The sequence below is a fragment of the Larkinella insperata genome (genome assembly GCF_026248825.1).
In the GTDB taxonomy this organism is placed as follows: Bacteria; Bacteroidota; Bacteroidia; order Cytophagales; family Spirosomataceae; genus Larkinella; species Larkinella insperata.
On the sequence record NZ_CP110973.1, the window covers coordinates 767,637 to 793,555 of the forward strand.

At 55.2% G+C, this 25,919-nt stretch carries 20 protein-coding genes; 5 read left to right on the forward strand and 15 right to left on the reverse strand.

Features of this window, described 5'->3' with window-relative positions; all coding sequences use genetic code 11:
- Positions 1 to 108 precede the first annotated feature (108 nt).
- The 6 genes from OQ371_RS02975 to OQ371_RS02995 form a co-directional block, all read right to left on the reverse strand.
- The gene (locus tag OQ371_RS02975) at positions 109 to 672 is read right to left on the reverse strand and encodes a K(+)-transporting ATPase subunit C (RefSeq protein ID WP_265992276.1); all 564 of its coding nucleotides are present in this window, start codon (positions 670 to 672) and stop codon (positions 109 to 111) included.
- Between the two features lie 12 nt (positions 673 to 684).
- The gene (gene kdpB, locus OQ371_RS02980; protein ID WP_265992277.1) at positions 685 to 2,754 is read right to left on the reverse strand and encodes a potassium-transporting ATPase subunit KdpB; all 2,070 of its coding nucleotides are present in this window, start codon (positions 2,752 to 2,754) and stop codon (positions 685 to 687) included.
- Positions 2,755 to 2,766: 12 nt separating this feature from the next.
- Positions 2,767 to 4,485, reverse strand: coding sequence for a potassium-transporting ATPase subunit KdpA (kdpA, locus tag OQ371_RS02985; RefSeq protein ID WP_265992278.1), 1,719 nt, complete (start codon positions 4,483 to 4,485; stop codon positions 2,767 to 2,769).
- 11 nt (positions 4,486 to 4,496) lie between these two features.
- Complete coding sequence (locus OQ371_RS26335) at positions 4,497 to 4,577, reverse strand: potassium-transporting ATPase subunit F (RefSeq protein ID WP_111629337.1); 81 nt, start codon at positions 4,575 to 4,577, stop codon at positions 4,497 to 4,499.
- A 286-nt stretch (positions 4,578 to 4,863) separates the two neighbouring features.
- Positions 4,864 to 5,409: a GNAT family N-acetyltransferase gene (locus OQ371_RS02990; protein ID WP_265992279.1), complete on the reverse strand. Its 546-nt coding sequence runs from the start codon at positions 5,407 to 5,409 to the stop codon at positions 4,864 to 4,866.
- Between the two features lie 13 nt (positions 5,410 to 5,422).
- On the reverse strand, positions 5,423 to 5,791 hold the full coding sequence (locus OQ371_RS02995; protein ID WP_265992280.1) for a DUF7674 family protein: 369 nt from the start codon (positions 5,789 to 5,791) through the stop codon (positions 5,423 to 5,425).
- Positions 5,792 to 6,083: 292 nt separating this feature from the next.
- Between OQ371_RS02995 and OQ371_RS03000 the strand changes: the two genes are divergently transcribed.
- Positions 6,084 to 7,490, forward strand: coding sequence for a mercuric reductase (locus OQ371_RS03000; protein WP_265992281.1), 1,407 nt, complete (start codon positions 6,084 to 6,086; stop codon positions 7,488 to 7,490).
- A 109-nt stretch (positions 7,491 to 7,599) separates the two neighbouring features.
- On the opposite strand, the gene OQ371_RS03005 is transcribed toward OQ371_RS03000, so the two are convergent.
- Genes OQ371_RS03005 through OQ371_RS03020 form a run of 4 tightly spaced genes read right to left on the reverse strand, consistent with a single transcriptional unit; the run spans position 7,600 to position 10,767 of the window.
- Positions 7,600 to 7,941, reverse strand: a complete 342-nt coding sequence (locus OQ371_RS03005) for an L-rhamnose mutarotase (protein ID WP_265992282.1) — start codon at positions 7,939 to 7,941, stop codon at positions 7,600 to 7,602.
- Positions 7,942 to 7,967: 26 nt separating this feature from the next.
- Positions 7,968 to 8,780 (reverse strand): sugar phosphate isomerase/epimerase family protein, encoded by an 813-nt coding sequence (locus OQ371_RS03010; RefSeq protein WP_265992283.1) that lies wholly within the window; start codon positions 8,778 to 8,780, stop codon positions 7,968 to 7,970.
- Complete coding sequence (locus tag OQ371_RS03015) at positions 8,777 to 9,817, reverse strand: zinc-binding alcohol dehydrogenase family protein (RefSeq protein WP_265992284.1); 1,041 nt, start codon at positions 9,815 to 9,817, stop codon at positions 8,777 to 8,779. Before OQ371_RS03015 ends, OQ371_RS03010 begins: the two co-directional genes overlap by 4 nt.
- Positions 9,814 to 10,767: an aldo/keto reductase gene (locus OQ371_RS03020; RefSeq protein ID WP_265992285.1), complete on the reverse strand. Its 954-nt coding sequence runs from the start codon at positions 10,765 to 10,767 to the stop codon at positions 9,814 to 9,816. The genes OQ371_RS03015 and OQ371_RS03020 overlap by 4 nt, the downstream gene beginning before the upstream one ends.
- A gap of 234 nt (positions 10,768 to 11,001) precedes the next feature.
- Between OQ371_RS03020 and OQ371_RS03025 the strand changes: the two genes are divergently transcribed.
- Positions 11,002 to 11,250, forward strand: a complete 249-nt coding sequence (locus OQ371_RS03025) for a hypothetical protein (RefSeq protein ID WP_265992286.1) — start codon at positions 11,002 to 11,004, stop codon at positions 11,248 to 11,250.
- A 17-nt stretch (positions 11,251 to 11,267) separates the two neighbouring features.
- Here OQ371_RS03025 and OQ371_RS03030 read toward each other — a convergent pair whose 3' ends face one another.
- Both OQ371_RS03030 and OQ371_RS03035 read right to left on the reverse strand, forming a co-directional pair.
- Entirely contained in the window at positions 11,268 to 12,350 is a 1,083-nt protein-coding gene (locus tag OQ371_RS03030) for an NAD(P)H-dependent flavin oxidoreductase (protein ID WP_265992287.1), read from the reverse strand.
- Positions 12,351 to 12,459: 109 nt separating this feature from the next.
- Positions 12,460 to 13,164: a TetR/AcrR family transcriptional regulator gene (locus OQ371_RS03035; RefSeq protein WP_265992288.1), complete on the reverse strand. Its 705-nt coding sequence runs from the start codon at positions 13,162 to 13,164 to the stop codon at positions 12,460 to 12,462.
- A 118-nt stretch (positions 13,165 to 13,282) separates the two neighbouring features.
- Here OQ371_RS03035 and OQ371_RS03040 point away from each other — a divergent pair, with 118 nt between their 5' ends.
- Genes OQ371_RS03040 through OQ371_RS03050 form a run of 3 tightly spaced genes read left to right on the forward strand, consistent with a single transcriptional unit; the run spans position 13,283 to position 17,107 of the window.
- Entirely contained in the window at positions 13,283 to 14,284 is a 1,002-nt protein-coding gene (locus OQ371_RS03040) for an ABC transporter transmembrane domain-containing protein (protein ID WP_265992290.1), read from the forward strand.
- Positions 14,277 to 15,632 carry an HlyD family secretion protein gene (locus tag OQ371_RS03045; protein WP_265992292.1) on the forward strand — a complete coding sequence of 452 codons (1,356 nt, stop codon included), beginning with the start codon at positions 14,277 to 14,279 and terminating at the stop codon, positions 15,630 to 15,632. Before OQ371_RS03040 ends, OQ371_RS03045 begins: the two co-directional genes overlap by 8 nt.
- Complete coding sequence (locus OQ371_RS03050) at positions 15,629 to 17,107, forward strand: TolC family protein (RefSeq protein ID WP_265992293.1); 1,479 nt, start codon at positions 15,629 to 15,631, stop codon at positions 17,105 to 17,107. The genes OQ371_RS03045 and OQ371_RS03050 overlap by 4 nt, the downstream gene beginning before the upstream one ends.
- A 65-nt stretch (positions 17,108 to 17,172) precedes the next feature.
- On the opposite strand, the gene OQ371_RS03055 is transcribed toward OQ371_RS03050, so the two are convergent.
- From OQ371_RS03055 to OQ371_RS03065, 3 genes are all read right to left on the reverse strand, one after another.
- Positions 17,173 to 20,697, reverse strand: a complete 3,525-nt coding sequence (locus OQ371_RS03055) for a VCBS repeat-containing protein (RefSeq protein ID WP_265992294.1) — start codon at positions 20,695 to 20,697, stop codon at positions 17,173 to 17,175.
- Between the two features lie 113 nt (positions 20,698 to 20,810).
- Positions 20,811 to 22,343: a RagB/SusD family nutrient uptake outer membrane protein gene (locus OQ371_RS03060; protein WP_265992295.1), complete on the reverse strand. Its 1,533-nt coding sequence runs from the start codon at positions 22,341 to 22,343 to the stop codon at positions 20,811 to 20,813.
- A 45-nt stretch (positions 22,344 to 22,388) separates the two neighbouring features.
- Positions 22,389 to 25,913 (reverse strand): SusC/RagA family TonB-linked outer membrane protein, encoded by a 3,525-nt coding sequence (locus OQ371_RS03065; protein ID WP_265992296.1) that lies wholly within the window; start codon positions 25,911 to 25,913, stop codon positions 22,389 to 22,391.
- Positions 25,914 to 25,919: the final 6 nt, after the last annotated feature.

Genomic DNA, 25,919 nt, shown 5'->3' on the forward strand with positions numbered 1-25,919 from the left:
TGCTAAACGGCTTTTCGAGGAAACCGCATTCTGGGTTGTATGCTGAGTCGTACACGGCATTTACACCGTCATAAACTCACGGTAAAAGACATACGTGGCAAACAAGGTTTATTTAACTTCAGCCAGCGCGATGTTCAGCGCCAGAACATTCACTTTTTGCGGACCAAAAAGCCCGAGCAGCGGGCCGTCGGTGTGTTCATCAACCAGCTGATTCAGCCGACTGGCGGAAATACCCCGTATTTTGGCGATGCGGGCCACTTGAATTTTGGCCGCTGCGGGCGACAGATCCGGGTCAAGGCCCGAGCCGGAAGCCGTCACCAGTTCGGCCGGAATGTCGGCTTTCTGCACACCGGGGTTATGCACCAGAAACGTGTCGATGCGTGCCTGAACGGTTTTGAGGTAATCCGGGTTGCTCGGCCCTTTGTTCGAACCCGCCGAACCAGCCGCGTTGTAATCCACCGCCGAGGGGCGGCCGTTGAAATACCGGTCTTCCGTGAAGGCCTGACCGATCCGGGCGTAGCCGACTACTTTCCCGTTTACCGATACAGTTTCGCCCTGACCACCGCCCGGGGCCAGACGGGAAACGGCGGCAACGAGCAGGGGATAAATGACCGCTAACAGGACCAGCATCACGAGGGTCAGTCGAAGAGCAGGGGCAAGATGCGTTTTCATGATTTTGACGATTTATACAAAGAGTCCGACGACTAAATCCAGTAGTTTAATACCAATAAAAGGGGCCACCAGCCCGCCAAACCCATAGATGAACAGGTTCCGGCGCAGGAGCGCACTGGCCCCAATCGGTTTGTATTCCACCCCCCGCAGCGCCAGCGGAATCAGCAGCGGAATGATGACTGCATTGAAAATGACTGCCGACAGAATGGCCGACTCGGGGCTGTGCAACCGCATGATATTCAGGCTTTGCAGCGCCGGGATGGATAGCGTAAACAAGGCCGGAACGATGGCGAAATACTTCGCTACGTCGTTGGCAATTGAGAAGGTGGTCAGCGTACCGCGGGTGATCAGGAGTTGCTTCCCGATTTCGACCACTTCAATCAGCTTGGTGGGGTCATTGTCCAGGTCCACCATGTTCCCGGCTTCTTTGGCCGCCTGCGTACCGCTGTTCATGGCCACACCCACGTCGGCCTGCGCCAGTGCCGGGGCGTCGTTGGTGCCGTCGCCCATCATGGCTACTAGCTTGCCGCCGGTTTGCTCGTGGCGGATGTAGTTCATTTTATCCTCGGGTTTGGCCTCGGCAATAAAGTCGTCGACGCCAGCTTTCTGAGCAATAAAGTTGGCCGTCAGTGGGTTGTCGCCCGTAACCATAACGGTTTTGACGCCCATTTTCCGCAGTCGTTCAAAGCGTTCGGCAATGCCGGGTTTGATGATGTCCTGCAACTCGATGACGCCCATCACCTGCTCATTCTGGGCTACAATCAGGGGCGTTCCGCCGTTGGCGGCAATCTGCTCGGCCTGTTCTTCGGTTTCTTTCGGGAACCCGTTGCCCGCCCGCGTGACCAGGTTGCGGATGGAATCGGTGGCCCCTTTGCGAATCCGCAGCCGCTCACTTGCCTGACCATTTTGCGGCAGGTCAATGCCCGACGAGCGGGTTTCAGCCGTAAACTTAATCAACGTGGCCCCCGCCGTGCTCAGGTTACGCGTCACGTCGGCCCCAGCCAGCTCCACGATGGACTTGCCTTCCGGTGTTTCGTCGGCCAGCGAACTCAGGGCGCTCGACCGAATCATGTCGGCTTTTGAAATGCCCGGTGCGGGGTAAAACTGGGTGGCTTTCCGGTTGCCGATCGTGATGGTACCGGTTTTGTCCAGCAGCAGCGTATCCACGTCGCCCGCCGTTTCGACGGCCCGGCCCGATTTGGCAATGACGTTGGCGCGCAGGGCGCGGTCCATCCCGGCAATCCCGATGGCCGATAAGAGCCCGCCGATGGTGGTCGGGATCAGGCAGACGAAGAGTGAAATCAGGGCTGCGATGGTGATGGGCGTGTTGGCGTAGTCGGCAAACGGTTTCAGCGCCACGCAGACGATGATGAAGATGAGCGTAAACCCGGCCAGCAGAATCGTCAGGGCAATTTCGTTCGGCGTTTTCTGGCGGGAGGCTCCTTCCACCAGCGCAATCATTTTGTCCAGAAACGACTCGCCCGGCTGGGTGGTCACCTGCACTTTGATCTTATCCGAAAGCACCTTGGTACCGCCCGTCACCGAGGATCGGTCGCCCCCGGCTTCGCGAATAACCGGCGCCGACTCCCCGGTAATGGCCGACTCGTCGATGGTAGCCAGGCCTTCGATGATCTCGCCATCGGTCGGAATGATGTCGCCCGCTTGACAAACAAACACATCGCCTTTTACGAGTTGCGAAGAAGGAAGAATTTGTATCTCAGCCACTTTCATGTTACCCACCGCGCGAATCACTTTGGCGGGTGTTTCCTGCCGGGTTTTGCGCAGCGATTCGGCCTGCGCCTTTCCGCGGGCTTCGGCGATGGCTTCGGCAAAGTTGGCAAATAAAACCGTCACGAGCAGAATGAGCGTAACGACCCCATTGTAGCCCAGCGTACCCTGCGATTGATCACCCGACAAGGCGATGTAAGCCGTTACCAGCACCATGACCAGCGTGCCGACTTCGACGGTGAACATGACCGGATTCTTGATCAGAACGGCCGGATTTAATTTCACGAATGACTCCCGGATGGCTTTTCCAACGAGCTCGCGCTGGAAGAGGGAGGTCTGTTTTGGCTGTGCCATTATGATAATTTCTTAGTGTAAGCTGAAAAATTCCGCCAGCGGTCCCAGCGCCAGCGCAGGAAAGAACGACAGGGCCGTGATGATGAAAATAACCGCGAAAATCATCAGGCCGAACGTCGGCGTATCGACCGGCAGGGTACCCGATGACTCCGGAACGTATTTCTTATTGGCCAGCAAACCGGCAATCGCGACGGGGCCGATGATGGGGATAAACCGGCCCAGAATCAGGACAATGCCAGTGGCATAATTCCAGAAGAAATTGTTGTCACCCAGCCCTTCGAAACCCGAGCCGTTGTTGGCGTTGGCCGAGGTAAACTCGTAGAGAATTTCCGAAAAACCGTGAAAGCCGGGATTATTCAGCCAGGCCGACGGTTTTACCGCCCAGCCGGTCGCATCACCGTAGTTTAAGAAAACCCAGGCCCCCAGCGCCGTACCGCCTTTCACCAGCAGGGCACTCAAAAGGGCCACGATGGACGCAATCTTGATTTCACGCGCTTCGACTTTCCGGCCAAACAGCTCGGGTGTGCGGCCCACCATCAAACCGGCTACAAAAACCGAGATGATCAGGAAGTAATAGAAGTTGAGCAGCCCCGCGCCGACCCCGCCGTAGAAGGCATTGACCATCATGCCCAGCAGTTGCATCGCCCCCGAAAGCGGCATCGAACTGTCGTGCATGCTGTTGACGGAACCCGTCGAAATGATCGTGGTAACAATGCTCCAGTACGAAGACGCCAGCGCCCCGAAACGCACCTCCTTGCCTTCCATCGCCCCCGACGCCTGCGCAATTCCCATCTGCGCAATGGCCGGACTTCCACCCAGTTCAGAAACAAGGGTGGGCAGCAGCAGGCCAAGCATCCCGACGGTCATCACGCCGTAAACAATCCAGGCAAACCGCTTTCGGTTGATGTAGAAGCCCAGTGCAAAGATCATGGCAATCGGAATAATCATCTGGGCTATCATTTCCACCATGTTGGTCAGGTAATTGGGGTTTTCCAGCGGGTGCGCCGAGTTGGCCCCGAAATACCCGCCCCCATTTGTTCCCAGGTGCTTGATGGCAACAAAGCCAGCCGCCGGACCGCGCGAAACCCCAACGGTATCGCCTTGCATCGTCACGATGGTGTCTTTGCCGTCGAACGAAGCCGGCGTTCCGTTGAAGGCCAGAATTAGCGCGACGATGATCGAACCGGGCAACAAGAGCCGGGTAATGGCACGGGTGAACAGCACGTAGAAGTTGCCGACGGTTTCGGTGCTTTGGGGCAGAAACGAGCGGAACAGCAGCACCGCAGCCGCCATACCGGTAGCCGCCGAAACAAACATCAGGAAGGCCATGACGGCTACCTGCGTCAGATACGTCGCGCCCGACTCGCCCGAGTAGTGCTGCAAGTCGCAGTTGACCAGAAAGCTGATCGCCGTGTTGAATGCCAGATCCGGGGTTTGCGAGGGGTTGCCGTCGGGGTTGAGCGGCAGACTGCCCTGGGTTAGCAGCAAGACAAAGGCGTAAACCAGCCAGACGGCGTTGATCGTCAGCAGGGCCACCAGATTTTCCTTCCAGTGCATGTCCCGGCTGGAGTCGATGCCGCCCAACCGGTAAATCAGTCGCTCCAGCGGAGCCATGAAGTCGAACACATTCGGTTCGCCCTTGAAAACTTTTGCAAGATACTTGCCGAGTGGGATGGCCAGCAGGACGGTGAGTCCGTACATAGCCACGACGCCAATCCATTCCGTATTCATAGTGGGTTATCTTAGAATTTTTCCGGTTTAATCAGCACGTACAGCATGTAGGCGAAAACCAGCAGTGCAATGCAGAAAATGAGCGTAATCATGGTAGATTGAATTAGATTTTCTCAAACCAGTCGATGGTTTTGTAAAAGAAGCCGAAGCAGAGCAGGACGGTAACGATCAGAATTAAGTAGGTTTCCATTTTTAAGTTGGTCAGTACGGATTAGCTAATTGGCAAAATGAAGCCCGAAGCGAAATCTGGCTAAACGAAAAAATCCATTTCCCTAATTTTCAGCACGTTACTGGATCTTTTTTTTCTCCAAGCCTTACCACCCGACGGGCGAATCTTTCCATTTTGATAAGGCTGGATTTTCATTTTGGCAAGGTACCTTACGCAACGTTCTCCGGTTCCAGCAGCATTCCCGTACACAGGCAATACTTGCCCGCCGTCCGGTTGAGAATGTCGTGGTGCTGGCAACCGGCGCACTGCTTCCAGAACCGCGGGTCTTTGGGCAGTTCGGAAAAGGCCACGGCGTGGTAGCCCAGTTTGGTGTTCAGACTCATGACGGCCTGTGAGGTTGTGATGCTGAACAGACGGGCCTGGGGGTAAGCCGCCCGGGTCAGTTCCAGTAGCTTGTGTTTGAGCAAATCGGCCACCCCCTGCTGGCGATAAGCGGGGTTGACAATCAGGCCCGAGTGCGATACGTACCGCCCGTCTTCCCACACGGCCCAGTAGGCAAATCCGGCCCAGTCGCCGTTGCGGTGCAGCGCCACGACGGCCTGGCCGGAACGGATTTTCTCCCGAATGTCGTCGGGCGTCCGGCCCGCGATGCCCGTTCCGCGGGCCAGCACACCTTCTTTGATGGTTTCGCAAATGAGGTCGGCCAGGGGCAAATGATTGTCCGAGGCCACCTCCACACTAATATCCATATTCATGCTGGGGAACCGCTTAGGGCAGACAGGTTTTAAGTTGGCGGTTGTATTCGCTTCGCAGGTCGCGGGGCAGCAGGTATTCGAGCATTTCGGCCCGGTTGTCGGCCCGGTCGATCAGGACGGATATCCGGTGGATGTAGACGGAGCCGATGAATGTTTTGATGGCTACTCCCCCGTGCAGCAGCAGTTCTTCAGCCGCCAGCAGACAATGTTTGACGGCCCGAAAGCGGTTCTGATACAACAAAATCGTCGTTACCTCGGCCAGCTTGTGGGCGATGGTGCAATCACTGGCCTGGCTGGATAAGGACGTAAATTCCTGCTGGGCCTCGGGAATCTGGTTGACCAGAAAGTTGATCAGTTCCGTTTTTTGGATAACGATTTCCATACATGGTGTTGGCTTGGTATGCCAATGGAATTACGAATCCAGTGCCACCTTCCGAAAGCCGTTGACAGTTAAATAGTTCTACAAAGCAATCCGCTCTGCAATCGATTTTACCCTTACCATTTTGGTACGTTTCTTTTTCAAACTGGAAATACAGGAAGCCCTCTTTTTTAACTCGCTCTGTTTTTTCTTCCAAATAGGCCGCTATTAGGCCCTGTCTCTGGTTATAAGAAGATTGGTTACTTACTGTACTAAAGGCCATCTCAATAGATGCCACCATTCGATCCGACTTTTTATGAATGTAAACTCATCTGAACAATTCGATGCCATCCTGATTGGAGTTGGGCAGGCCGGAAACCCACTGGCTTCGGCGCTCGCTCATCAAGGCTGGAAAATTGCCGTTATTGAACGAAAATACGTGGGTGGAACCTGCGTTAACGTGGGATGTACACCGACCAAAACCCTGATTGCTTCCGCCCAGGTGGCTTTTCAGGCCCGCCGGGCGGCCGAATTTGGCGTAGAAACCGGTGAGGTTCGGGTCGACCTGAAAAAGGCCATGGAGCGCAAGAACAAGATGATTGAGACGTCCCGCCAGAAGATTGAGGATAATCTAACCCAGACCGAAAACCTGACGCTTATGTACGGCGAAGCTCGTTTTAGCGGCTTCAGACAGGTTGATGTCACTTCGTCCGATGATCAGAAGCGGACGCTGACGGCCAACTTCATCTTCATCAATACGGGAGGCCGCCCGACCACGCCGGACATTGCCGGTCTGGATCAGGTTCCCTGGCTTACGTCCGACTCCATCCTGGATCTGGAGCAGCTACCAGACCACCTGATCATCCTGGGTGGAGGTTACATCAGCCTGGAATTCGGACAAATGTTCCGGCGGTTTGGCAGCCAGGTGACCATCATCGAACCCGGAGAGCAGCTTTTAAGCCGGGAAGACAAGGATGTTGCCGACGAAATAAGCACCATCTTGGAAGAAGAAGGCATCGAAATTCGCCTGAACACCGAGGTTCAGCGGATTAGTCGGGCAACGGACGGCACGCTCGAATTACAATTATCGACGGATCAGGGGGCGGCTCGGCTCAGCGGAAGCCATTTGCTGGTAGCCGTTGGCCGGACTCCCAACACCCAATCCCTAAATCTGGCGGCAACGGGTGTGGAAACCGACGACAAAGGATATATCCAGGTCAATAACCATCTGGAAACCACCCAACGCGGTATTTATGCCCTCGGCGACTGCAAGGGCGGCCCCGAATTTACCCACATTTCCTACGATGACTTCCGGGTGGTGCAGCAAAATCTGCTGGAAAGCGGCCATGCCAGCATCGCCGATCGGCCGGTTCCTTACACGGTTTTTACCGACCCGCAACTGGGCCGCATTGGTTTGAGCGAGCAGGAAGCCGCGAAACAGGGAAAGTCGTTTAAAGTAGCGAAGGTTCCGATGTCCATTGTCGCCCGGGCGCAGCACCTGAGTCAGACCAAAGGTTTCATGAAAGTCATTGTTGATGCCCAGACGGACCAATTACTCGGCGCGGCCATCCTGGGAACGGAAGGCGGTGAGATCATGTCGATGCTGCAAATTGCGATGATGGGGCAACTTCCGTATCAGCGGCTGCGAGATGCCATATTCGCCCACCCCTTGCTGGCCGAATCCTTCAGCGTTTTGTTTAGCAAAATGGAGGAGGAATCATAAAGCCTGACGGAACGATGTGGTATGAACCGATACCAATAGATTAGCCGGTCAGCCGACAAGCCGAATTGATGCCCTCATCTTCGGCTTGTCGGCTTCCGAAAGCAACCGTTTATTTTTCAAACTGGAAAATCTGCTCCATCCTGACCCACTTTTCGCCTTCTTTGGCCCAGGGCAACGGCTGCTGGAATTTCCACATGAGTTCCTCCCACTTCTGGACGTGCGGATTATCAGCATCCAGCGCGGCTTTTTTCTCGAATGTAAAATCGTCATCTGTTTCCAGAATCATCACCATGCGGTTGCCGGTGCGGTAAATCTGTAAATCCTGAATACCGGCGGCCAGGTCGTTCGCCCGAACTTCCGGCCAGCCGCTGCCGGGCGCGTGCCATTGTTCGTATTCAGCCATTAAATCGGGGTTGTCTTTCAGGTCAAGCGCCAGACAGAATCGTTGCATGGTTTCGGGTTTATGGTTGAGGGCGTTCAGCCAAAGTACTGCTTAAAAGCCGTGATGGTTTGCTGCGCAGCCTGGTCGGGATCGGGCCAGGGAAAAGCTTCGGCGGAAATATAACCTTCGTACGGAATGGCTTGCAAAGCCGTTGCAACCTCACGCATGGTCGTGTGGCCAAACCCCACCGGCCGCCGGTTGCTATCGGCAAAATGCACGTGGCCAATGGACGAACCCGCCGACCGGATGCTGTCGGCCAGCGATGTTTCTTCGATATTCATGTGGAACAGATCAGCCAGCAGTTTAACCCCCTGCGTTTCCAGGGATTTCAGCAAGGTTACTCCGTCTTCCAGCCGGTTAATCAGATTGGTTTCGTACCGGTTCAGGGGTTCATAAATCAGCGTAACGCCCTGTTCGTGGGCCTGTTTACCCAGAATGTTCAAACCGTCGGCCAGCCAGGCCAGGGCCTGTTCGCGCTCCACCCCCGGAACCGCGTTTCCCTGCATCGACCCAATGATGGCCGGCGCTCCGAAACCGGCCCCGAACGAGATCATGTCGGCAATAAACGCCACGGCTTTCGATCGCACGTGCGCATCCGGGTCGGTTAAGGTTAAGCCGTGCAGCACTTTTCCAGCCCCGGTGCCGACGGCGGCAATTTTAATTCCGAACTGGTCACCCAGGGCCGTCAGCCGGTCGGGGGCCACCGCATCCGGCGAAGCCGTAAACAGCTCAACGGCATCAAAGCCGAGGGAAGCCGCTTTAGCCATGCTGGTTTCCAGGTCGTGCCAGTAAATCCAGGGGCCGGTTTTGATATCGGGTACTAAAGCGATGGTAACCGCAGCTTTCATTGCGTAAGGCTGTTATCGAAATCCACCATAATTTTGGTAATCGGTCCCGGATTCTTCGACCATTCGGCCAGAGCCTCCCCGGCTTCGTCCAGCGAAACGACCCGGCTCACCACCGCATCAACCGGAAACCGGCCGGACTCCAGGTAGCTGATTACATCCGGAAAATCGCCCAGGCAGTTGCGCGATCCCAGAATCTCGATTTCCTTCCGGACAAACGTACCGGTGCTGTAATCCACCGGTTTTTTGGCGTAACCGATGTAAACCACCCGCCCGGTATAGGCCACTTCGTCCACGGCCGCGCGGTAGGTCGCCGGATTTCCCACGGCTTCGATGATCACATCCGGACCGTCGCCATCGGTGATTTCCATGAGGGCATCATGCAGGTCAACGTTTGTCGTGTTAATGGTGTGGGCCGCGCCCGCCAGTTTGGCAATCCGCATTTTGGCGTCGTCAATATCAACCGCGATCACTTCGGCGCCCCGATTGACGGAAGCGGCAATGGCCCCCATCCCAACAATGCCGCAGCCAATTACGGCCACCTTTTCGCCGGCTGCCACCCGCCCCCGCGCAGCCGCGTGAAAGCCGACGGTCAGCGGTTCGACCAGCGCCAGTTCCCGCGTCGATAGCTGCGATGAAGCATGGAGCTTTTGCCAGGGCACGGCCATAAAACGGGTCATCGCACCCGGACGCCGGACGCCCATCGTCTTGTTGTCCTGGCAGGCATTCGGGCGGCCTTTCCGGCACGAAACGCAGTGCCCGCAGTTCAGGTACGGATTCAGGGTGACCCTGGTACCCGGCCGGAATTCTTCCGGTACCTGATCACCGACTTCCCGGATGGTTGCCCCCACTTCGTGGCCCAGCACATTCGGATATTCCTGCAATTCAAACAACCCGCGGAAACCGTTCAGATCGCCCCCGCAGAAGCCAACCATGTTGATTTCCAGCAAAGCTTCGTCGGGTTTCGGCGACGGTATATCAATCTCGCGAACCTCGGTTTTACCGGGTTCGACCAGCACCAGCGCGCGTTGTTTAGTCATGATTGTAAAGTCGGCTTGGGAATGTTGTTTTCCGGTTTTCCTTCAAACCACAGTTGATTTTTAACCGGGGCCACGAGCGTTTCAATGCGCTGCAGCAGTTCGTCGGGAATGTGGATATCGAGCGCCCGGACGTTCTGCTCCAGGCGGTGCTGCTCGGAAATGCCGACGATGGTGGTAGCAATGACGGGATGGCTCACGGCGTATTTCAGGGCGACATCGCTCAGTTCCAACCCGTATTCGCGGCACAGGGCCAGCAGTTTGGGCTGCGTGTCTTTCACGGCCTGCGGAGAACTCTGCCAGACCGGAATGGGCGCATCCGATAGAATCCGCTGCATCAGCGGGGCCGCATTGAGCAGGCCGAATCCTTTCTCCCGGGAAAGCGGCACCAGTTCGTCGTTGATTTCGTCGGCCAGCAGGGTGTAGTGTCCCCACGACAACACCGTATCGACCGCTACCTCGCGGGCGACCTTCGCCAGATACCGCACCGGCAGACCCGAAAAACCCACGTAGCGGGCTTTACCCGTCTCCTTGATTTTCAAAGCCGCCGGAATTGCTTCGTTAAGAACCTGATCATGATCACCGAATTCGATGTCGTGCACCGTGAGCAGATCCACGTAATCGGTTTGCAAACGGTCCAGCGATTCGTCGATGCTGCGCAGGATGCGGTCATACGAAAAGTCGAACACGCCGTTGCCGTATCGCCCGCATTTGGTAGCCAGATAAACGGAGTCCCGCTTCGTTTTCAGGGCCTTTCCCAACCGGGTTTCGGCCAGCGTATCACCGTAAAAGGGGGCCACATCAAAAAAATTAATTCCGAGATCAATGGCCGCATGAACGGCTCGTCGGCCTTCTGCTTCGTCCGTTTCGTCAAAAACATTGCCCAGGGGCGAAGCTCCGAAACTCAGGAGCGAAACGTTCAGGTCTGTTTTTCCTAACTTGCGATACTCCATTAGCTGCTTATCAAAATCAAAACCGGGGTTCGAGCGTAGGTTCAGAAATCCATCCGGCTGACCCTAGTAAGTTTGTTTCCCCTTTTTTCTACTACCGTTTTCCATAAATACTCCGGGCAATCAGCCAGATTGCGGAATTGAAATTTGCCACTGTCAGCAAGTTCTTTATATTTGCACAAGCAATAAAAATACTATTCCGCAGCGCAAGCGAGGTGTTTCCTACTTAACTTGACCATGACAAACTTCTTCCAAAAGCCGAAAGAAACCGTTGTAACGGGGGCTTTCAAAAGCCAGACTACCATATTCTCCATCACACCAACAACCCGGTTTGAGCGGAGGTGCCATGTCCTGTATGAGTCTTACACCCGCCTGGTGGAAGACGGTGAAAAAATGCTGGCGGCCGACATCCTGAACATCATGAAATCGGTGCTGGACGAAGAAATTAAATCCCTCCACGCTTCCTGCGTTACCAACCGGGAATAAACCCCTGGCCAACACCCCTACCCCAGCGACCGGTAAGCCGCCAGTTTTCCGAGGGCTTCTTCGGCCAGCAACCGGGTCAAGTCACCAGCAGGAAGTTCGCGCCCTAACCGCGCAGCCTGCCCCGACCACAAAGACGTAAAATCGGACGATCCGGTCGGTTCGGCTTTAGACCGCAGGGGAGCCAGCGCACCGCCCGCCAAGGGAAATGCCGGTGCCGCGTCGGAAAGAGGGCCTACCTCGCCAACGAGCCGGTTTACAATGCCGCGCGCGGGGCGGCCGGTGAACACATTGGTAATGGCAGTGCTGGTGTCGGTCGCGCTTCGCAGGGCCGACCGGTAGAGTGGTGAAATTTCGGCTTCCGGGCAAAACAGATAAGCCGTACCGAGCTGAACGGCCGACGCCCCGAGCGCAAAGGCGGCCACAATACCGCGCGCATCGGCTATCCCACCGGCCGCAATAACCGGCAATTTAACGGCATCAGCCACTTGCGGCACCAGCGCCATCGTTCCGACCTGCGTGGCCACCGCTTCGCTCCGGAACATCCCGCGATGCCCACCCGCTTCGGACCCCTGGGCAATGATCGCGTCGCAGCCGTGGTCTTCAAGCCAAACGGCCTCCTCCACGGTGGTTGCCGACGACAGCACCCGGGCCCCACTGGCCTTCACCCGCGTCAGCAGGTGCGGCTCCGGCAGACCAAAGTGAAAACTGACCACTTCGGGCCGGAGTTCTTCGACCAGTTCGCACAGCGCACCGTCGAAGGGCGCACGGTTGGAAGCGGGAATCGGTGCCTGGGGATCAATCTCAAGTTCCCGGTAGTAGCGTTCCAGCCGCTTTCGCCAGCGGGTTTCCCGGTCCGGGTCGGCGGGGGGTGTCTGATGACAGAAGAAATTGAGGTTGACCGGCTTATCGGTATGCTGCCGTATGGTAGTATACTCCTTCCGGATTTGCTCCCCGCTGAGCAGGGCGCAGGGCAGCGAACCCAGCCCACCCGCTTCGGCAACGGCTATCACCATTCTGGATAAAACCGATCCGGCCATCGGCGCCTGAATAATTGGCAGCTCAATACCCAGCAATTCCTGAATCCGCTTATCTAGCCACATGGTTTGCGCAGATTTAAGTGAACACGTTAGTCCGCCGGGGCCAAACCGACGGCTGCCGGTTTGGCCCGATTGTATCACCGTGTTAAGTTTTAAAAGTACGTATCCGCTCTTAGAAATTTTCGGTATCCAGCGACGAAAACAGCAGATGGCGCAAAAAGCTCAACAAACGCTCGTCGTTTCCGGCTGGCTGTTCCGTGTCGGTCCCTAAATCGGTTAATGAAGGCAGATATTGCATAAAAAAAGCCTGATAATGAGCCGTTTCGATAAGCGAGCTGGCCCGCGACTGGGCGTAGGGATAATTTGGGCAGTATTCGTGAATAATCCCGGCGATGCGTCCGCAGAGGTCTTTATAGGGCTTGAAAAGCTGCTCCTTGTTGTCTTCCGTAACGTGATGAGTCAGATAAGCTTTACTCGATTCCTGAATGACGATACTGTACAGCGCCTTGATGTCGATGGCGTCGGGTGAAGTCTCCAACTCGGTGTAATCCTTCAGCAACAAAAGCCGCAGGACGCGTTCCAGCTTTTCGCGCGCATCCCTCAGGTTGTTTGTCTGAAACAGGACCTGGTATTCCAGCCACTGCCAGTACCAGGCCACCAAATAAACCAGCAGCCGGTGCTTGTTTTCAAAATACCGGTAAATGCTGGCTTCGGTCGTGCCGATTCGTTCGGCCAGTTTGCGGAACGTCATGTCTTCAAAACCGATGTCCGCAATGAGACGAATACTTTGCCTGATGATCCGACGGCCTAGTTCTGAACTTTCCGGATCGCGGAGAAAGAGCTTTTCATTCATCCGGACCCGAACCGTGTATTCCATTTTTAGTCTTCTTTGTGTTTCAGGGGAAAATATTTTTACAAAGAAACAAACTTTCAGATATAAAAGTTATGTTTGCAAGAAAGATAGTATTACTATCAATGAAGAAAGCAATTAAATCATGGCCACCGATAATCAGAAACAACTTCCTCCCTCACCCCTCCGCCGGTTACTGCGTCTGCTGGGAACCGAAAAAAAAGATATTGGCTACATTTATTTATACGCCATCGTAACGGGCTTAATCAGTCTCTCACTGCCTTTGGGTATCCAGGCGGTATTTAACCTCGTATCCAGCGGGTTGGTCTTCAGTTCGGTGTACGTTCTGATTGGTCTGGTTGTGCTGGGGGTCATCGTGGCTGGTTTTCTGATGGTCGCTCAGATGACGCTGGTTGAGATCATGCAGCAGCGAATTTTTGCGAAAGCGGCTTTTGAGTACACCTACCGGCTGCCCCGGATCAAGCCCGAAGCTTTTTCGGGCTATCACCCCCCGGAGCTGATGAACCGTTTTTTCGACGTACTGACGGTTCAGAAGGGATTACCCAAACTACTAATTGACCTGACTGCAGCTTCCATGCAGATTCTGTTTGGCATCATTCTGCTGTCGTTTTACCACCCTGTCTTTCTGGTATTTGGTCTGTTTACCCTGATCACCATCGTCGGTATCTGCTGGATTTACGGCTCTCAGGGGATTCAAACCAGCCTTAGCGAGTCGAAATACAAATACCGGGTTGTGGGCTTTCTGGAAGAATATGCGCAGGATATTTCCCGTTTCCGCCAGCAGAAATCCAGTGAGCCCATTGACCGGATGGACGAACTGGTTGCCGGGTACGTTTCCTACCGCAACGCCCACTTCCAGGTGTTGAAGCGGTTTTTCTACAGCGCCATCGGGTTCAAGACCATCACAACCGGCGGTTTGCTCATCCTGGGTACTTCACTGGTGGTAGCCCGCCAGATGACGCTCGGCCAGTTTGTGGCGGCTGAACTCATCATCGTATTGATTTCCGGTTCGGTCGAGAAACTGATTTCGGGGATCGATACAGTATTCGACATGCTGACGGCTGTTGAGAAGATTGCCAACGTAACTGATTTACCCCTGGAAACCGAATCCATCGACCATGCTTAACTTATCCAATCAGCGGGTAGACGAAGCGCTTCTGACGCATTACCCGCTCAAGACCTTACGAACACTGCCGGAGCCCAACAGCGGTCGTCGACTGGGGCGCTGGCTGATGGCTTTGCTGCTTATCGCCCTGATTACGCTGTTTCTCCCGTGGCGGCAGAACATCAGCGGGGAAGGCAGCGTAACGGCCCTCACCCCCCGCGACCGCCCCCAGACGATTCAGAACGCCATTGCGGGCCGGATTGAGCGCTGGAAAATTCAGGAGGGACAGTTTGTTAAAAAAGACGATACACTACTGGTTATCTCCGAGATCAAGGATGAATATTTTGACCCGAATCTGCCCAAGCGACTCGACGAACAGCTCGACGCCAAGCAAGGCAGTCTGGAAGCCACTGACGCTAAAATTGCCGCCCTGGACGGGCAGATTCAGGCCCTGAAAACCGGCTTGCAGGTCAAACTGGAGTCGGCCCGCAACAAAGTCCGGCAGTCGGCTTTCAAAGTTGCGAGCGACAGCACGGACCTGTTGGCCGAGCGCAAAAATTACCAGATTGCCCTCGACCGGCTGGATCGTTACGAAAAAGGGTATAAAAACGGCCTGTTCTCGCTGACGGATCTCGAATCCCGACGCCTGACAGTGCAGCAGGATTACGCCCAGGTCATTGCGCAGGAAAACAAGCTCAACGTTTCACGGCAGGAACTGGTCAATGCACGGCTTGATTTAAACACCATCCAGGCGGATTACCAGGAAAAACTAGCCAAGGCGCTCTCCGACCGCAGTTCGGCGGTTTCGTACCGGGCCGAAGCCGATGGCGAGATTTCCAAGATTCAGAATAAAATCAGCAGCGTCGACGTACGCCGGGGCTTATACGTTGTGCGCGCTCCACAGGATGGCTTCGTGGTTCGATCGTATAAATTCGGGATTGGCGAAACCATCAAGGAGGGGGAATCCATCGCCATTCTCCAACCCGCTCAACCCGCCATTGCGGTTGAACTCTACGTCCGGGCCATGGATGTACCGCTGATCCAACGGGGGCGGCATGTACGGCTCCAGTTCGATGGCTGGCCGGCCATCCAGTTTTCGGGCTGGCCATCGGTGGCGGTGGGGACGTTCGGGGGTGAGGTTGCCGTGATCGACGCCGTGAGCAGTATGAACGGTAAATACCGGTTGCTGGTCAAACCCCAGACCCTGAAAGGTGATCAGAACTGGCCCCAGCAGTTGCGGGTCGGGTCAGGCGTCTACGGATGGGTCATGCTCGATGATGTACCAATCTGGTACGAAATCTGGCGTCAGTTGAACGGTTTCCCGCCTAATTTGCAGGAGGAACCCAAAGATGTTGAAGAGAAAAAATGAAAACCATACTCGTTAGTATCTGGCTTTTGCTCAGTGGCGCCGTTGCCCATCTGGCACTCGGACAAGCAGCCAATACCCAACGCGCCGACACCCTTTCATCGAATGAAAACGTCTTTTCGGCAGCCGACTTTTACGAAGTTGTTCTGGAACACCACCCCATCGTCCGGCAGGCGGCCCTGCTGAGCCAGGAAGCCCGGCAGGAGGTTCGTCAAGCACGGGGCGCTTTTGATCCGAAACTCTTTTCGACCTATGATCGAAAAGAATTCGGTAAAACGCTCTATTACGACAAATGGCTGTCCGGGCTGTCAATTCCGGTTTTGCCGGGTGGGATCGATGTCAAGATGACTTACGACCGCAACGGGGGGCAGTATCTGAACCCCGAGGAGCGCGTTCCTTCGTCGGGACTGGCTGCCGTGGGCGTGAGTGTGCCGATTGGACAGGGATTGCTGATCGACGCCCGGCGGAACGCGTTGCGGCAGGCCGAACAGGCCATTAATCTGGCCGAAGCCGACCGGTTGAAGTTAATCAACAAAACGCTGTTTGATGCCGCCAAGACCTACTGGGACTGGTACCAGACCTACCAGCAGTTCCGGCTCATTCGTCAGGGTTACCAACTGGCCGACACCCGGTTTCTGGGCATTCGCCAACGGGCTTTGCTGGGCGATGCCGCCCCGATCGACACCACCGAAGCGCTCATTACGGTGCAGGATCGGCTCTTGCAGGTGCAACAGGCGGAAGTGGATTGGCAGAATGCCCGGCTGCGGCTGACGGCTTTTCTCTGGCGCTCGGATGAACGAGGCACTTCGCTCCCGGTTGATTTACCCCCGCTTGTGATTCCGCAAACCAATCCCCTGATGGCAATTAACGAGGATCAGTTTCAGAACCTGCTGAGCCGGGCCGCCGAGCAGCATCCAGAACTGTTGAAGCTAAGGGCCAAAAGGGAACAATTGGTCATTGAAGAACGGTTTCGGCGTTCGTTGCTGCAACCCCAGATCAACCTGAGTGCAAATCTGCTGAGCCGGACGCCTTCGGCCAACGAAGGGTACGACTGGGCCAGTTATTACGCGTTCCGGGCCGAAAATCACAAAATTGGTGTTGACTTCACCTTCCCGCTCTTTCTGCGGAAAGAACGCGGGAAGCTCCGGCAGGTTCAGCTGAAATCCCAGCAACTGGCGCTCGAACGGCAGCAAACCGGCCGCGATATTGTCAACGGCGTTCAGGCAGCCTGGAATGAGCTGAAAGCGCTGGAAGGGCAACTCACCCTGCAACGGCAAACCGTTACCAACCAGCAGGCGCTTTTGCAGGCTGAGCAGCAAAAATTCGACATGGGGGAGAGTTCGTTGTTTTTGATCAACAGCCGGGAAACCAAACTGATTGACCTACAAGTAAAACAGGCTGAATTGCAATCAAAATACCAGAAAGCCGTTGCCAACCTCTGGTACGCAGCAGGTACAAACACCCGTGCGCTTGACTAATCCGGCGCACGGGTGCAGCTCCCGCTTCCTTGTACGGTGGAACTGCCAGCCGGTCCCCTGGGCGCTCAGGGCTGGTGGCTATCGTGCCTGGAACGACGGGCTATTTTAGCCGATTGGTGGACGGTTTTCACGACCAGCGGAGGCCGGTACCGGTTCAATTGCAACCCCTGCCCGTTAACCGCCGTGACCAGCAACGTGTCCAGGCCTTTTCCCGATAGCAAAACCGACCGCCGGGCGTCGCCGGTCACCCGCAAACCGCTTTCCCGCGGCAGCATGGGCTTGAAATTACCGCGTCCGTCGCCCAGCAGCACCAGCCCGAAGGAAGCGTCCTGACGGCCCATGTTGACTTCGTTCGGGTAGAAATTGCCGGTCAGCACCGCATCGAGTTTTCCGTCCTGATTGAAATCCTGCACCACAATGCCAAAAACCGGCGACTGCTGCGCCATTCGCGGCAGTGGCCTCATTCTGAACTCGCCGTTGCCGAGGTTTTCGATGTAGGCGCTTTGCAGGTAAGTGGCTTCGGCCTGGTAAGCCCCGTCCAGATCGTCTTTGCTCAGCAAATCGTCAAACGTCACCTTGGCGTAGTCGGCATACCGCTGGTATTTTCGCCGGAATTGAATCACCTGCTGGTTCAGGGCGTCGCGCGGCATGGCCGGATACCGCACCCCTTTGATAAAATACCCTATCAGCGGATCAAACGTACCGTCGTTGTTGAAGTCCTTGGCAACAATCTTGATCGGTTCCTGCTCCGACGCCCGGTACAACGTGTTCAACCCTTCATTGCCGGCTATGTAATCCAGATCGCCGTCCTGATCAAAATCGCCCTGCGCCAGGCAGTTCCACCAGCCGGTGTAATGAGTGAGTGAGCGAAGGAGGGAAGGCGTGAAGGCTTTTCCCCGATCATTTTTTATCAGGGTTATCGGCATCCATTCGCCGGAGATTAACAGGTCGGAAAAACCGTCTTTGTCGGGATCGGTCGAGAGAACGGAGCAAACCAGACCAGCTTTGAGCAGCGACGGGCACAGCTGAGCGGTTGCGTCGGTGAACCGGCATACACCGTTCCGGCCGTCGTTGCGCAATAAATAACTGCGGGCCGGAAGCGGGTATTGACCGGGAATCTGCCGCCCGCCGACAAACAAATCCAGATCGCCATCCCGGTCAAAATCGGCAGCTGCGACGCAGGAACCACTGCCCGACACATCCGGCAGCGCGTTGGCCGGAGCCGGACTGAACTCCCCCTTGCCGTTGTTCAGATACAAGCCGTCCTGGTAAAACGCCCGGTCGGACGCGGGTCGCTCGGCTCCTCCCGCAACTACGTACAAATCCAGATCATTATCGCCATCGGCATCGAACAGCAGGGCCGCCGTATCGTCGTGATTTTTATGAATTGGAAACGGCTTTTTGGTAAAACCGCCCGACGGTGTTCGCAGTAGAAAACAGGCTTCACTGCCCCGGTGCGTTCCGCCCACGAAGCAGTCGTCCAGGCCGTCGCCGTTGACATCGCCGGTGGCCAGCGCAAAACCCGGGCGCGACAGCATTTTGTGCAAAGCCGCCGTTTGCTTGAAGTCGACAAAAGCAGACGTGCGGTGCTGAAAGTCCAGCGGAATTTGCCCGGTTGCGCCAGTGAAAAGCGGTTCAGTGGGTTCTGGCGCGGGTTTCGCCCCTTCGCTCTTAGCGTGATCGAAACGGGCCGCAATTCGCTGATCGGCCCTGATCCGGTAGTTTGTTTCGGACCTTCCGCCGGGCCATTCGATCCGGAGCGAATCCACTACGGAGGATTTTCCTAAACCAAAATGCAAGACCGGCTCAACCGACGATTGGAAGCCGCGCACCACCGAAAGTTCAGCGTATTGCATTTTCCCGCCCGCCCAGAGCGTTACTTTTGTTCCGATCCCCTGCCGGTTGCCGGAGTCGCCCTGGCACCGAACGGATAAATAGTGGGCCGGCTGCTGCTGCTGTGCCCGGTTCTGGTACACCAGCGCTTCCGAATCGACGGTATTGACCACCAAATCCAGATCGCCGTCGCCGTCCAGATCCGCGTAGGCGGCCCCGTTGGAATACGACAAATCGGCCAGCCCCCAGGCTTGCGAAACATCGGTGAACGCCAGATCGCCGTCGTTGCGAAAGGCGTAATTCGGTACTTTTACCTCCGGTACTTTCTGAATCAGTTCCTCGCGCTTGTCCTTCTGAAATTCTGCGGTTCCAAACCCTGAGAACTCCTCCGTGAACGAAATAAAATCCCGGTCGGTCACGTCGCGCCGGTACCCGTTGGTGATGTATAAATCCTTTCGGCCGTCGTTGTCGTAATCCGCCAGCAGAGCCGCCCAGCTCCAGTCGGTTTTGGCCACCCCCGCCAGCAAGCCAATTTCACTGAACTGCGGCAGCGGGGCCTGGGTGGTGGTGGCGGCTGGGTGAATGAGCCCTTGCCCCTCCCCTTTTGCCGCGGGGCGCACATTCCAGGTTCCCAGATTCAACTGCAACGAATTCCGCATGTACTGCATCTGGTAACGATACGGTTCGGCAATGCTGAGTTCCTTGCGGTCGTAATCCTGTCCGGCCAGCATCTTTTTCTGACGGGCATTTTCTTCTGGCAGCATGTCGAGCTGGAAAATGTCGGGCAAAGCGTCGTTGTTGAAGTCGGCAATATCGACGCCCATGCCGTACAGGCTGGTGTGGGCGGTGGCCTGCCGGATGACATTGGTGAAGGTAGGCCCGCCCGGAGACGACTTGCCGTTATTTAAGTAGAGAATGTCACTGCTGATGAAGTCGTTGGAACAATAAATATCCGGATACCCGTCTTGGTTCAGATCACTGACGGCTAGGCCAAGCCCCAACCCTTCGTAGACAATTCCAGCCGACTTTGAAACGTCTTTAAACACCGGATGCCCCCGCGGGCCGACGCCTTCATTGCGGTACAGCTTGCCGGTGCTGGGATACGACCCGTCGTTGATGGTGGCCCGCAGGTAGTTGGGATTTTGGAGATCAGGACCGGTATTGAGCAGGTACGCATCCAGATCGCCGTCGAGGTCGTAGTCCAGAAAGGCCGTCTGGGTGGTAAATGACGCATCTGACAAACCATATTGGGCGGCCATTTCCCGAAAAACCGGTTTGCCGTTGCTGACCCCCTGATTAATAAACAGTAAGTTTTCGGACTGCGGTAAAGCCGGGTGTTTGGCTACACTCACGTAAATATCCATCCAGCCGTCGCCGTTGATGTCCACCATCGAAATCCCGGTGCACCAACGGTTAGTCGTCAACCCAGCCGCTTCAGTTACATCTTCAAATTTCCATGTGTGCGTGGTGGTGTCGATGCGGTTGAGGTACAGCCGGCAGCTCACCTGATTGCCGCCGAAAAACACATCGGGTCGGCCGTCGTTGTCCACGTCTCCCACGCCGACGCCCCCGCCGTTGTAAAAATTGGTGAACGTAAAAGCGTTGAAGGCCTCGGTGGGTTTGAGGTTATTGGCAAACGTGATCCCAGTCTGGCTGGACGGCATTTGCTCAAAAAGCGGTTGAGCCGATTTCCGGCAGCCCGCGTAAACTACCAGTAGCAGGGGAACGATCCGGTAAAACAAGAAGGAAGGACGCATGAGGCTCGCTGGCAATGAACGCATTATAAAGCTAATAAAGCGAGGAACAACCGGTATTATACCGTTGCTCCCCGCTCCGTATTTCCTATTTCATCCGTTTAAACACCGGTGAATTAATAGCCCGGGTTCTGGTCAGTCGGTTCAATTTTCGGATTGTTGTCTACTTCCTGCTGCGGAATGGGCAACAGCTCGTGTTTCCCTTTCTGGAAGTACGAGAAGGGTTCGGCCTTCAGCTTATTGGCTTTCCGCCAGCGCAACAGGTCGCGGTTCCGGATTTGCTCTCCGCTCAACTCCACCCGCCGTTCGTGCACAATGGCGCTAAACACCTGGTCTTTGGTACCAACCGGATAAGCCGCCGTTGGGTAGGGTGGCATGTTGACGCTCTTCCGCGCCCGGACCATGTTGAGGTACTTGATGGCTTCGGCCGTGTTGCCCAATTCGTTTTCCACCTCGGCCATTGACAGCAGCGTTTCGGCGTAGCGCATAATCCGCTGGTTAATTCCGCCGGTCAGATACGACTGATCGGTTTTGTACATCAGCGAAAATTTCCGCCAGCTTACTTTCATCGTCTGCCCATCGACCGTCGAGGAGTTACCGTTCTGGGCCGCATCCGTGAGCGTGTTTTTGTCGTTGTTGTATTTGTCGCCAGTCATGTAAAACGACTTGGCAAACCGGGGATCGCGGCCGGTAGCGGTTTTCTCGAACTCATTGAGCAGGCTGTTGGACGGAATGACGTTCCGCCAGCCGATGGCCGAATACTCCTGCGTCCGCACGGTTTCGGTCCCGGCCGTAGCACCGTTGCCGTCTGCATCCCAGTTGTAGTTACCACCCGCCGGAAAGAAATTAATTTCAAAGATCGACTCTTTATTGAATTCCGTTTCTTCCAGGAAGTTATCCAGGTACTCATCGACCAGTCCATAAACGCCCGAGGTAATGATTTTCTGCAACTCGGTTTTGGCGTTGGTGTAATCGGCCTGCTGCAGATAGACCCGGGCGAGTAGCATCTGCGCGGCTCCTTTGGTAGCCCGTCCCAGGTTGTCGGCATTGTACGTAGCTGGCAGCGCTTCCTGAGCGGCTTTGAGGTCGGCGATGATAAAGGCGTAGACATCCCCCTCGGACGAACGCGGCAGTGCCCCTTCTACCGACGTAACGTAGTTTTTGTACAACGGCACCGCCCCCCACAATGTAACCAGATCGAAATACGCCCAGGCCCGTAGAAACCGGGCTTCAGCCAAGAGCCGGGCTTTGTCGGCCGCCGGAATATCCGCGACTTTTTCGGAGAGATCGATGGTGGCGTTGGCCCGGTGAACGAGCCGGTAGAACCCCTGCCAAACGCTTCCCGACACGCCATTATCGGTCGTGTAGCTTCCCAATAAAATCTGGTTTCGGGGCGTTTCCAACTGGCCACCTCCGGCCGCCACATCGTCACTGCGTAAATCGTGCAGGAAAAACCACTCCCGGGAGGTAAGTGCATTGGCTTTAGCCAAGGCATAAACAGCATTGACGGCACTGGACAGTTCGGCTCCGTTTTTGTAAAAGGTATCGACCGTTACTCCGTTGGGATTCAGCTTGTCCAGATCACTTTCCTGGCAGCCCACCACCAGACCCAGAAAAAGAATACCGGATAAAAGAAGTTTATTTTTCATTGAAATTGTTCGTTAGTAGGTTCTCCAAATCAGCACGGGGTTCGACTAGAAACCGATATTCAGACCAATCAGCAGCGTGCGCGGTTGCGGATACTGCCCGTAGTCAATTCCGTTGGTCAGCAATTTACTCGTATCACCAGCCCCACCGTTCACGCCGATTTCCGGATCAAGGCCCGTATACCCAGTAAATGTCAGCAGGTTTTGGGAAGAGACGTAAATACGCGCTCTTGTGAGCGTGTTGGCGGTAAACTTGCTCAGGATGGGCGCCGGGATGGAATACCCAATACTCAGATTTTTTACGCGCATGTAGGAGCCGCTTTCAATAAACCGGTCAGAGGTTCGGCTGTTGTTGTTCGGGTCACCGCTGATCGCCCGGGGCACATCCGTATTTGTATTAGTGGGTGTCCAGGCATTCAGTACGTCTTTCCCGGCATTAAACAACCGCAACATTCCCTGCTCAATTACTTTCGTACCATTGTAGAGCTTATTACCGTAAACACCCTGCAGATAAAGCGTCAGATCGAAGTTTTTGTAGTTGGCGCTGAAATTGACGCCGTAGCTGAATTTCGGAATGTAACTGCCCAGATAAACCCGGTCGCTGGCATTGACAACACCATCACCATTGATGTCTTTAAACTTGATGTCGCCTGCGGAGGTATTTTTGGTCGGGTCGTGAGCTTCACGGTTGTCGGGCCGGGATTGCGGTTTGGGTGAATTATACACTTCATCGACCGTCTGATAAATCCCTTCCACGAGATAGCCATAGAATGACTGGATGGGTTGACCCGCTTCTGTTTTTGTAATATCAGCACCGCCGAAATCCGAATTAGCGCCGGAATAGATGGTCGCACTTGGTGTGGCCAGACTCAGCACTTTGTTGCGGGTCATATCCAGGTTCCCGGATAGGTTCCAGCGAAAATCACCTTCGTTTTTGCTGTAGCCAATCTGGAATTCGTAGCCCCAGTTTTTCATGCTGCCGATATTAGCCAAGGGTGCCGTCGAATACCCGATGGAATTCGGAATAGGAACATTCAGCAGCAAGCCATCGGTTCTCCGGTTATAGGTTTCAGCCGTGAAGGTCAACCTGTTACTGAAGAGTCCCAAGTCAATTCCGAAGTTGGTCATGGTGGTAGATTCCCAGCTTAGCTTGGTATTCCCTAAGGCGCTGAAATAAGACCCCAATACTTTGTTGGCACCAAAGACGTAATTAGTATTGTCGGCGGAGATCAGCGACTGCCAGGCATAATTTCCAATGGAATTATTTCCAGTTTCACCGTAACTGGCCCGAATTTTTAATTCCGAAATGGAGGGAACTGATTTTAGGAATTCTTCTTCACTAATCCGCCAGCCCACCGAAGCCGCTGGAAATGTACCCCATTTTCTACCGGGTGCAAACCGCGAGGAACCATCCCGGCGCACCGACCCGCTGATCAGGTATTTCCCGCCGAATTCGTAGTTGACCCGACCAATGTACGAAATCAGGCTGTTTTCTTCCAGAACGCTGGTAACACCGGGGTTCGAAATACCCTGCAAAACATTAATGTCGTTGTTGGGACGGTAGCCGTTTCCATTCAAACTTGAGCCGCGGGAATTCTGTTTCTCAGCGACTGCGGTAGCGGTTACGTAATGCTTACCGAACGTTTTCTCAAATGTCAGCTGGTTGGTCAGGATGGGTGAATAATAGGAGTTTCGATTGTCCTGAATATTGTTCTGAACCCGGCTTTTATAACCGTCATTGTAAATCGGGAAAATATTTTGCCCTATGTTGGTCACGACATCCGCTCCGAAGCTAAACCGGTACTTCAGGAAGTTCGTAAATCGTACCTCAGCAAACAGCGTTCCCAGGAGTTTGATTCGCTGGGTATAGCTTTGATCCTGCAGGGCAATCCGCACCGGGTTGTCGGGATCAGAGCCATCAGCCGCCGTTGGAGAACTGTAACCGCCTACTTTGGTTGGGTCCGAAACCGGCCAGTACGGCAAGTTTCGGATGGCCTGCATGACCGCCGTCCGGCCACCGCCAAAGCCCTGCTCACCCCGCATTTTGTCGTACGAAATCATCAGCGTCTGCCCGAACGACAGAAATTTATTGATCTGATGATCCGAATTCAGCCGGACGTTCCCCCGCTTGTAGTTCGTTCCGATCAAAATTCCTTCCTGGTCGAAATAACCCACCGAAGCGAAGAACCGTGACAGGCTGTTGCCACCGGATACCGAAACCTGGTGCTGCTGAATCGGTGCCGTGCGGAGCATCACGTCCTGCCAGTTGGTTTCGGTTTGGGCAAACGTCTGCGAAGCGCCCTCGTAAATGGGGGTGTTCAGATTGCTTAACCGGGCGGGCATTGCGATACCGGCATTGCCCAGCAACGCCGTTGCGTACTGAATGTATTCCTGCGTATTGAGCAAATCCAGCTTTTTCCAGGCGCTCTGCGTACCAAAATAGGTATCCAGGCTAACGTGTATTTTTCCGTCTTTCGAACCCCGTTTGGTAGTAATAATCACAACCCCATTGGCCCCCCGTGATCCGTAGATAGCCGCTGAACTGGCGTCTTTCAGAACTTCTAGCGATTCGATGTCTTTCGGATCAAGGTTGTTGAGATCACTCGACGGGACGCCGTCAATTACGTAGAGCGGCCCCGATGCGTTGTTGATCGAACCGACTCCCCGGATGCGGACAATCGGTGCCTGTCCCGGGCTTCCGTTGTTGACCACCCGCACGCCTGGAACCCGGCCCTGCAGGGCAGACTCCGCGCTGATGACCGGCAAAGCCGTCAGTTCTTTCGGCGTTACCGAAGAAACCGCCCCCGTAACCGACGCCCGCTTCTGCGTTCCGTATCCGACAACGACTATTTCTTCCAGCGCTTTCTCGTCCTGCGCCAGAGTTACATTCAGCGTCGTCCGGCCGTTGATCGGAATTTCCTGCGAAGCGTAGCCGACGAAGCTGAAAACCAATGTGGAATTGCCCGGAACATTGAGCGAATATGCCCCCTCGCTGTTGGTGGTCGTTCCCCGGGTGGTGCCCTTGATGACGACACTCACCCCCGGCATAGCATCCCCGTTAGCATCAGAAACCTTGCCCTTGATGTCTTCCAGCGGTCGCTCGGCCGAGCTGACGGAATAGCCAATGCGCTCCAGCTTAGTCAGGTTCAGGTCGCCCAGTCCGATGGGTTCGTTTCCTACGGGTGCTTCAAAGGCCTTCTTTTCAATCTGGCCTATTTTGCGCAGAAACCGGGTGCTTTTGTCCTTACTGGCCACAATAATGTAGAAGTTCGCCTGGATTTTCTCAAACGTCAACCCTTTATCAGCCAGCAAGTTGTTTAACGCTTCCTCCACTGTACGCCCCCGGTTGGCGTTCAGCGCAACTTTCATATCGACCAGATCCGTCCGGTAGATAAATGAAACGCGATAGTGTTTCTCCAGTTCCGATAACGCAGTCCGAAGCGTTACCATGGGTGCGGCTACATCCTTCTCCTGCGGCCAAACCCGGTGCCCATTCGATGCAATCATCTGGGCGCGGGTCGGCAGGGCCCCGGCCAGCAACGCTCCTCCCAAAAGTAAAACTATTTTTTTCATGCGTGA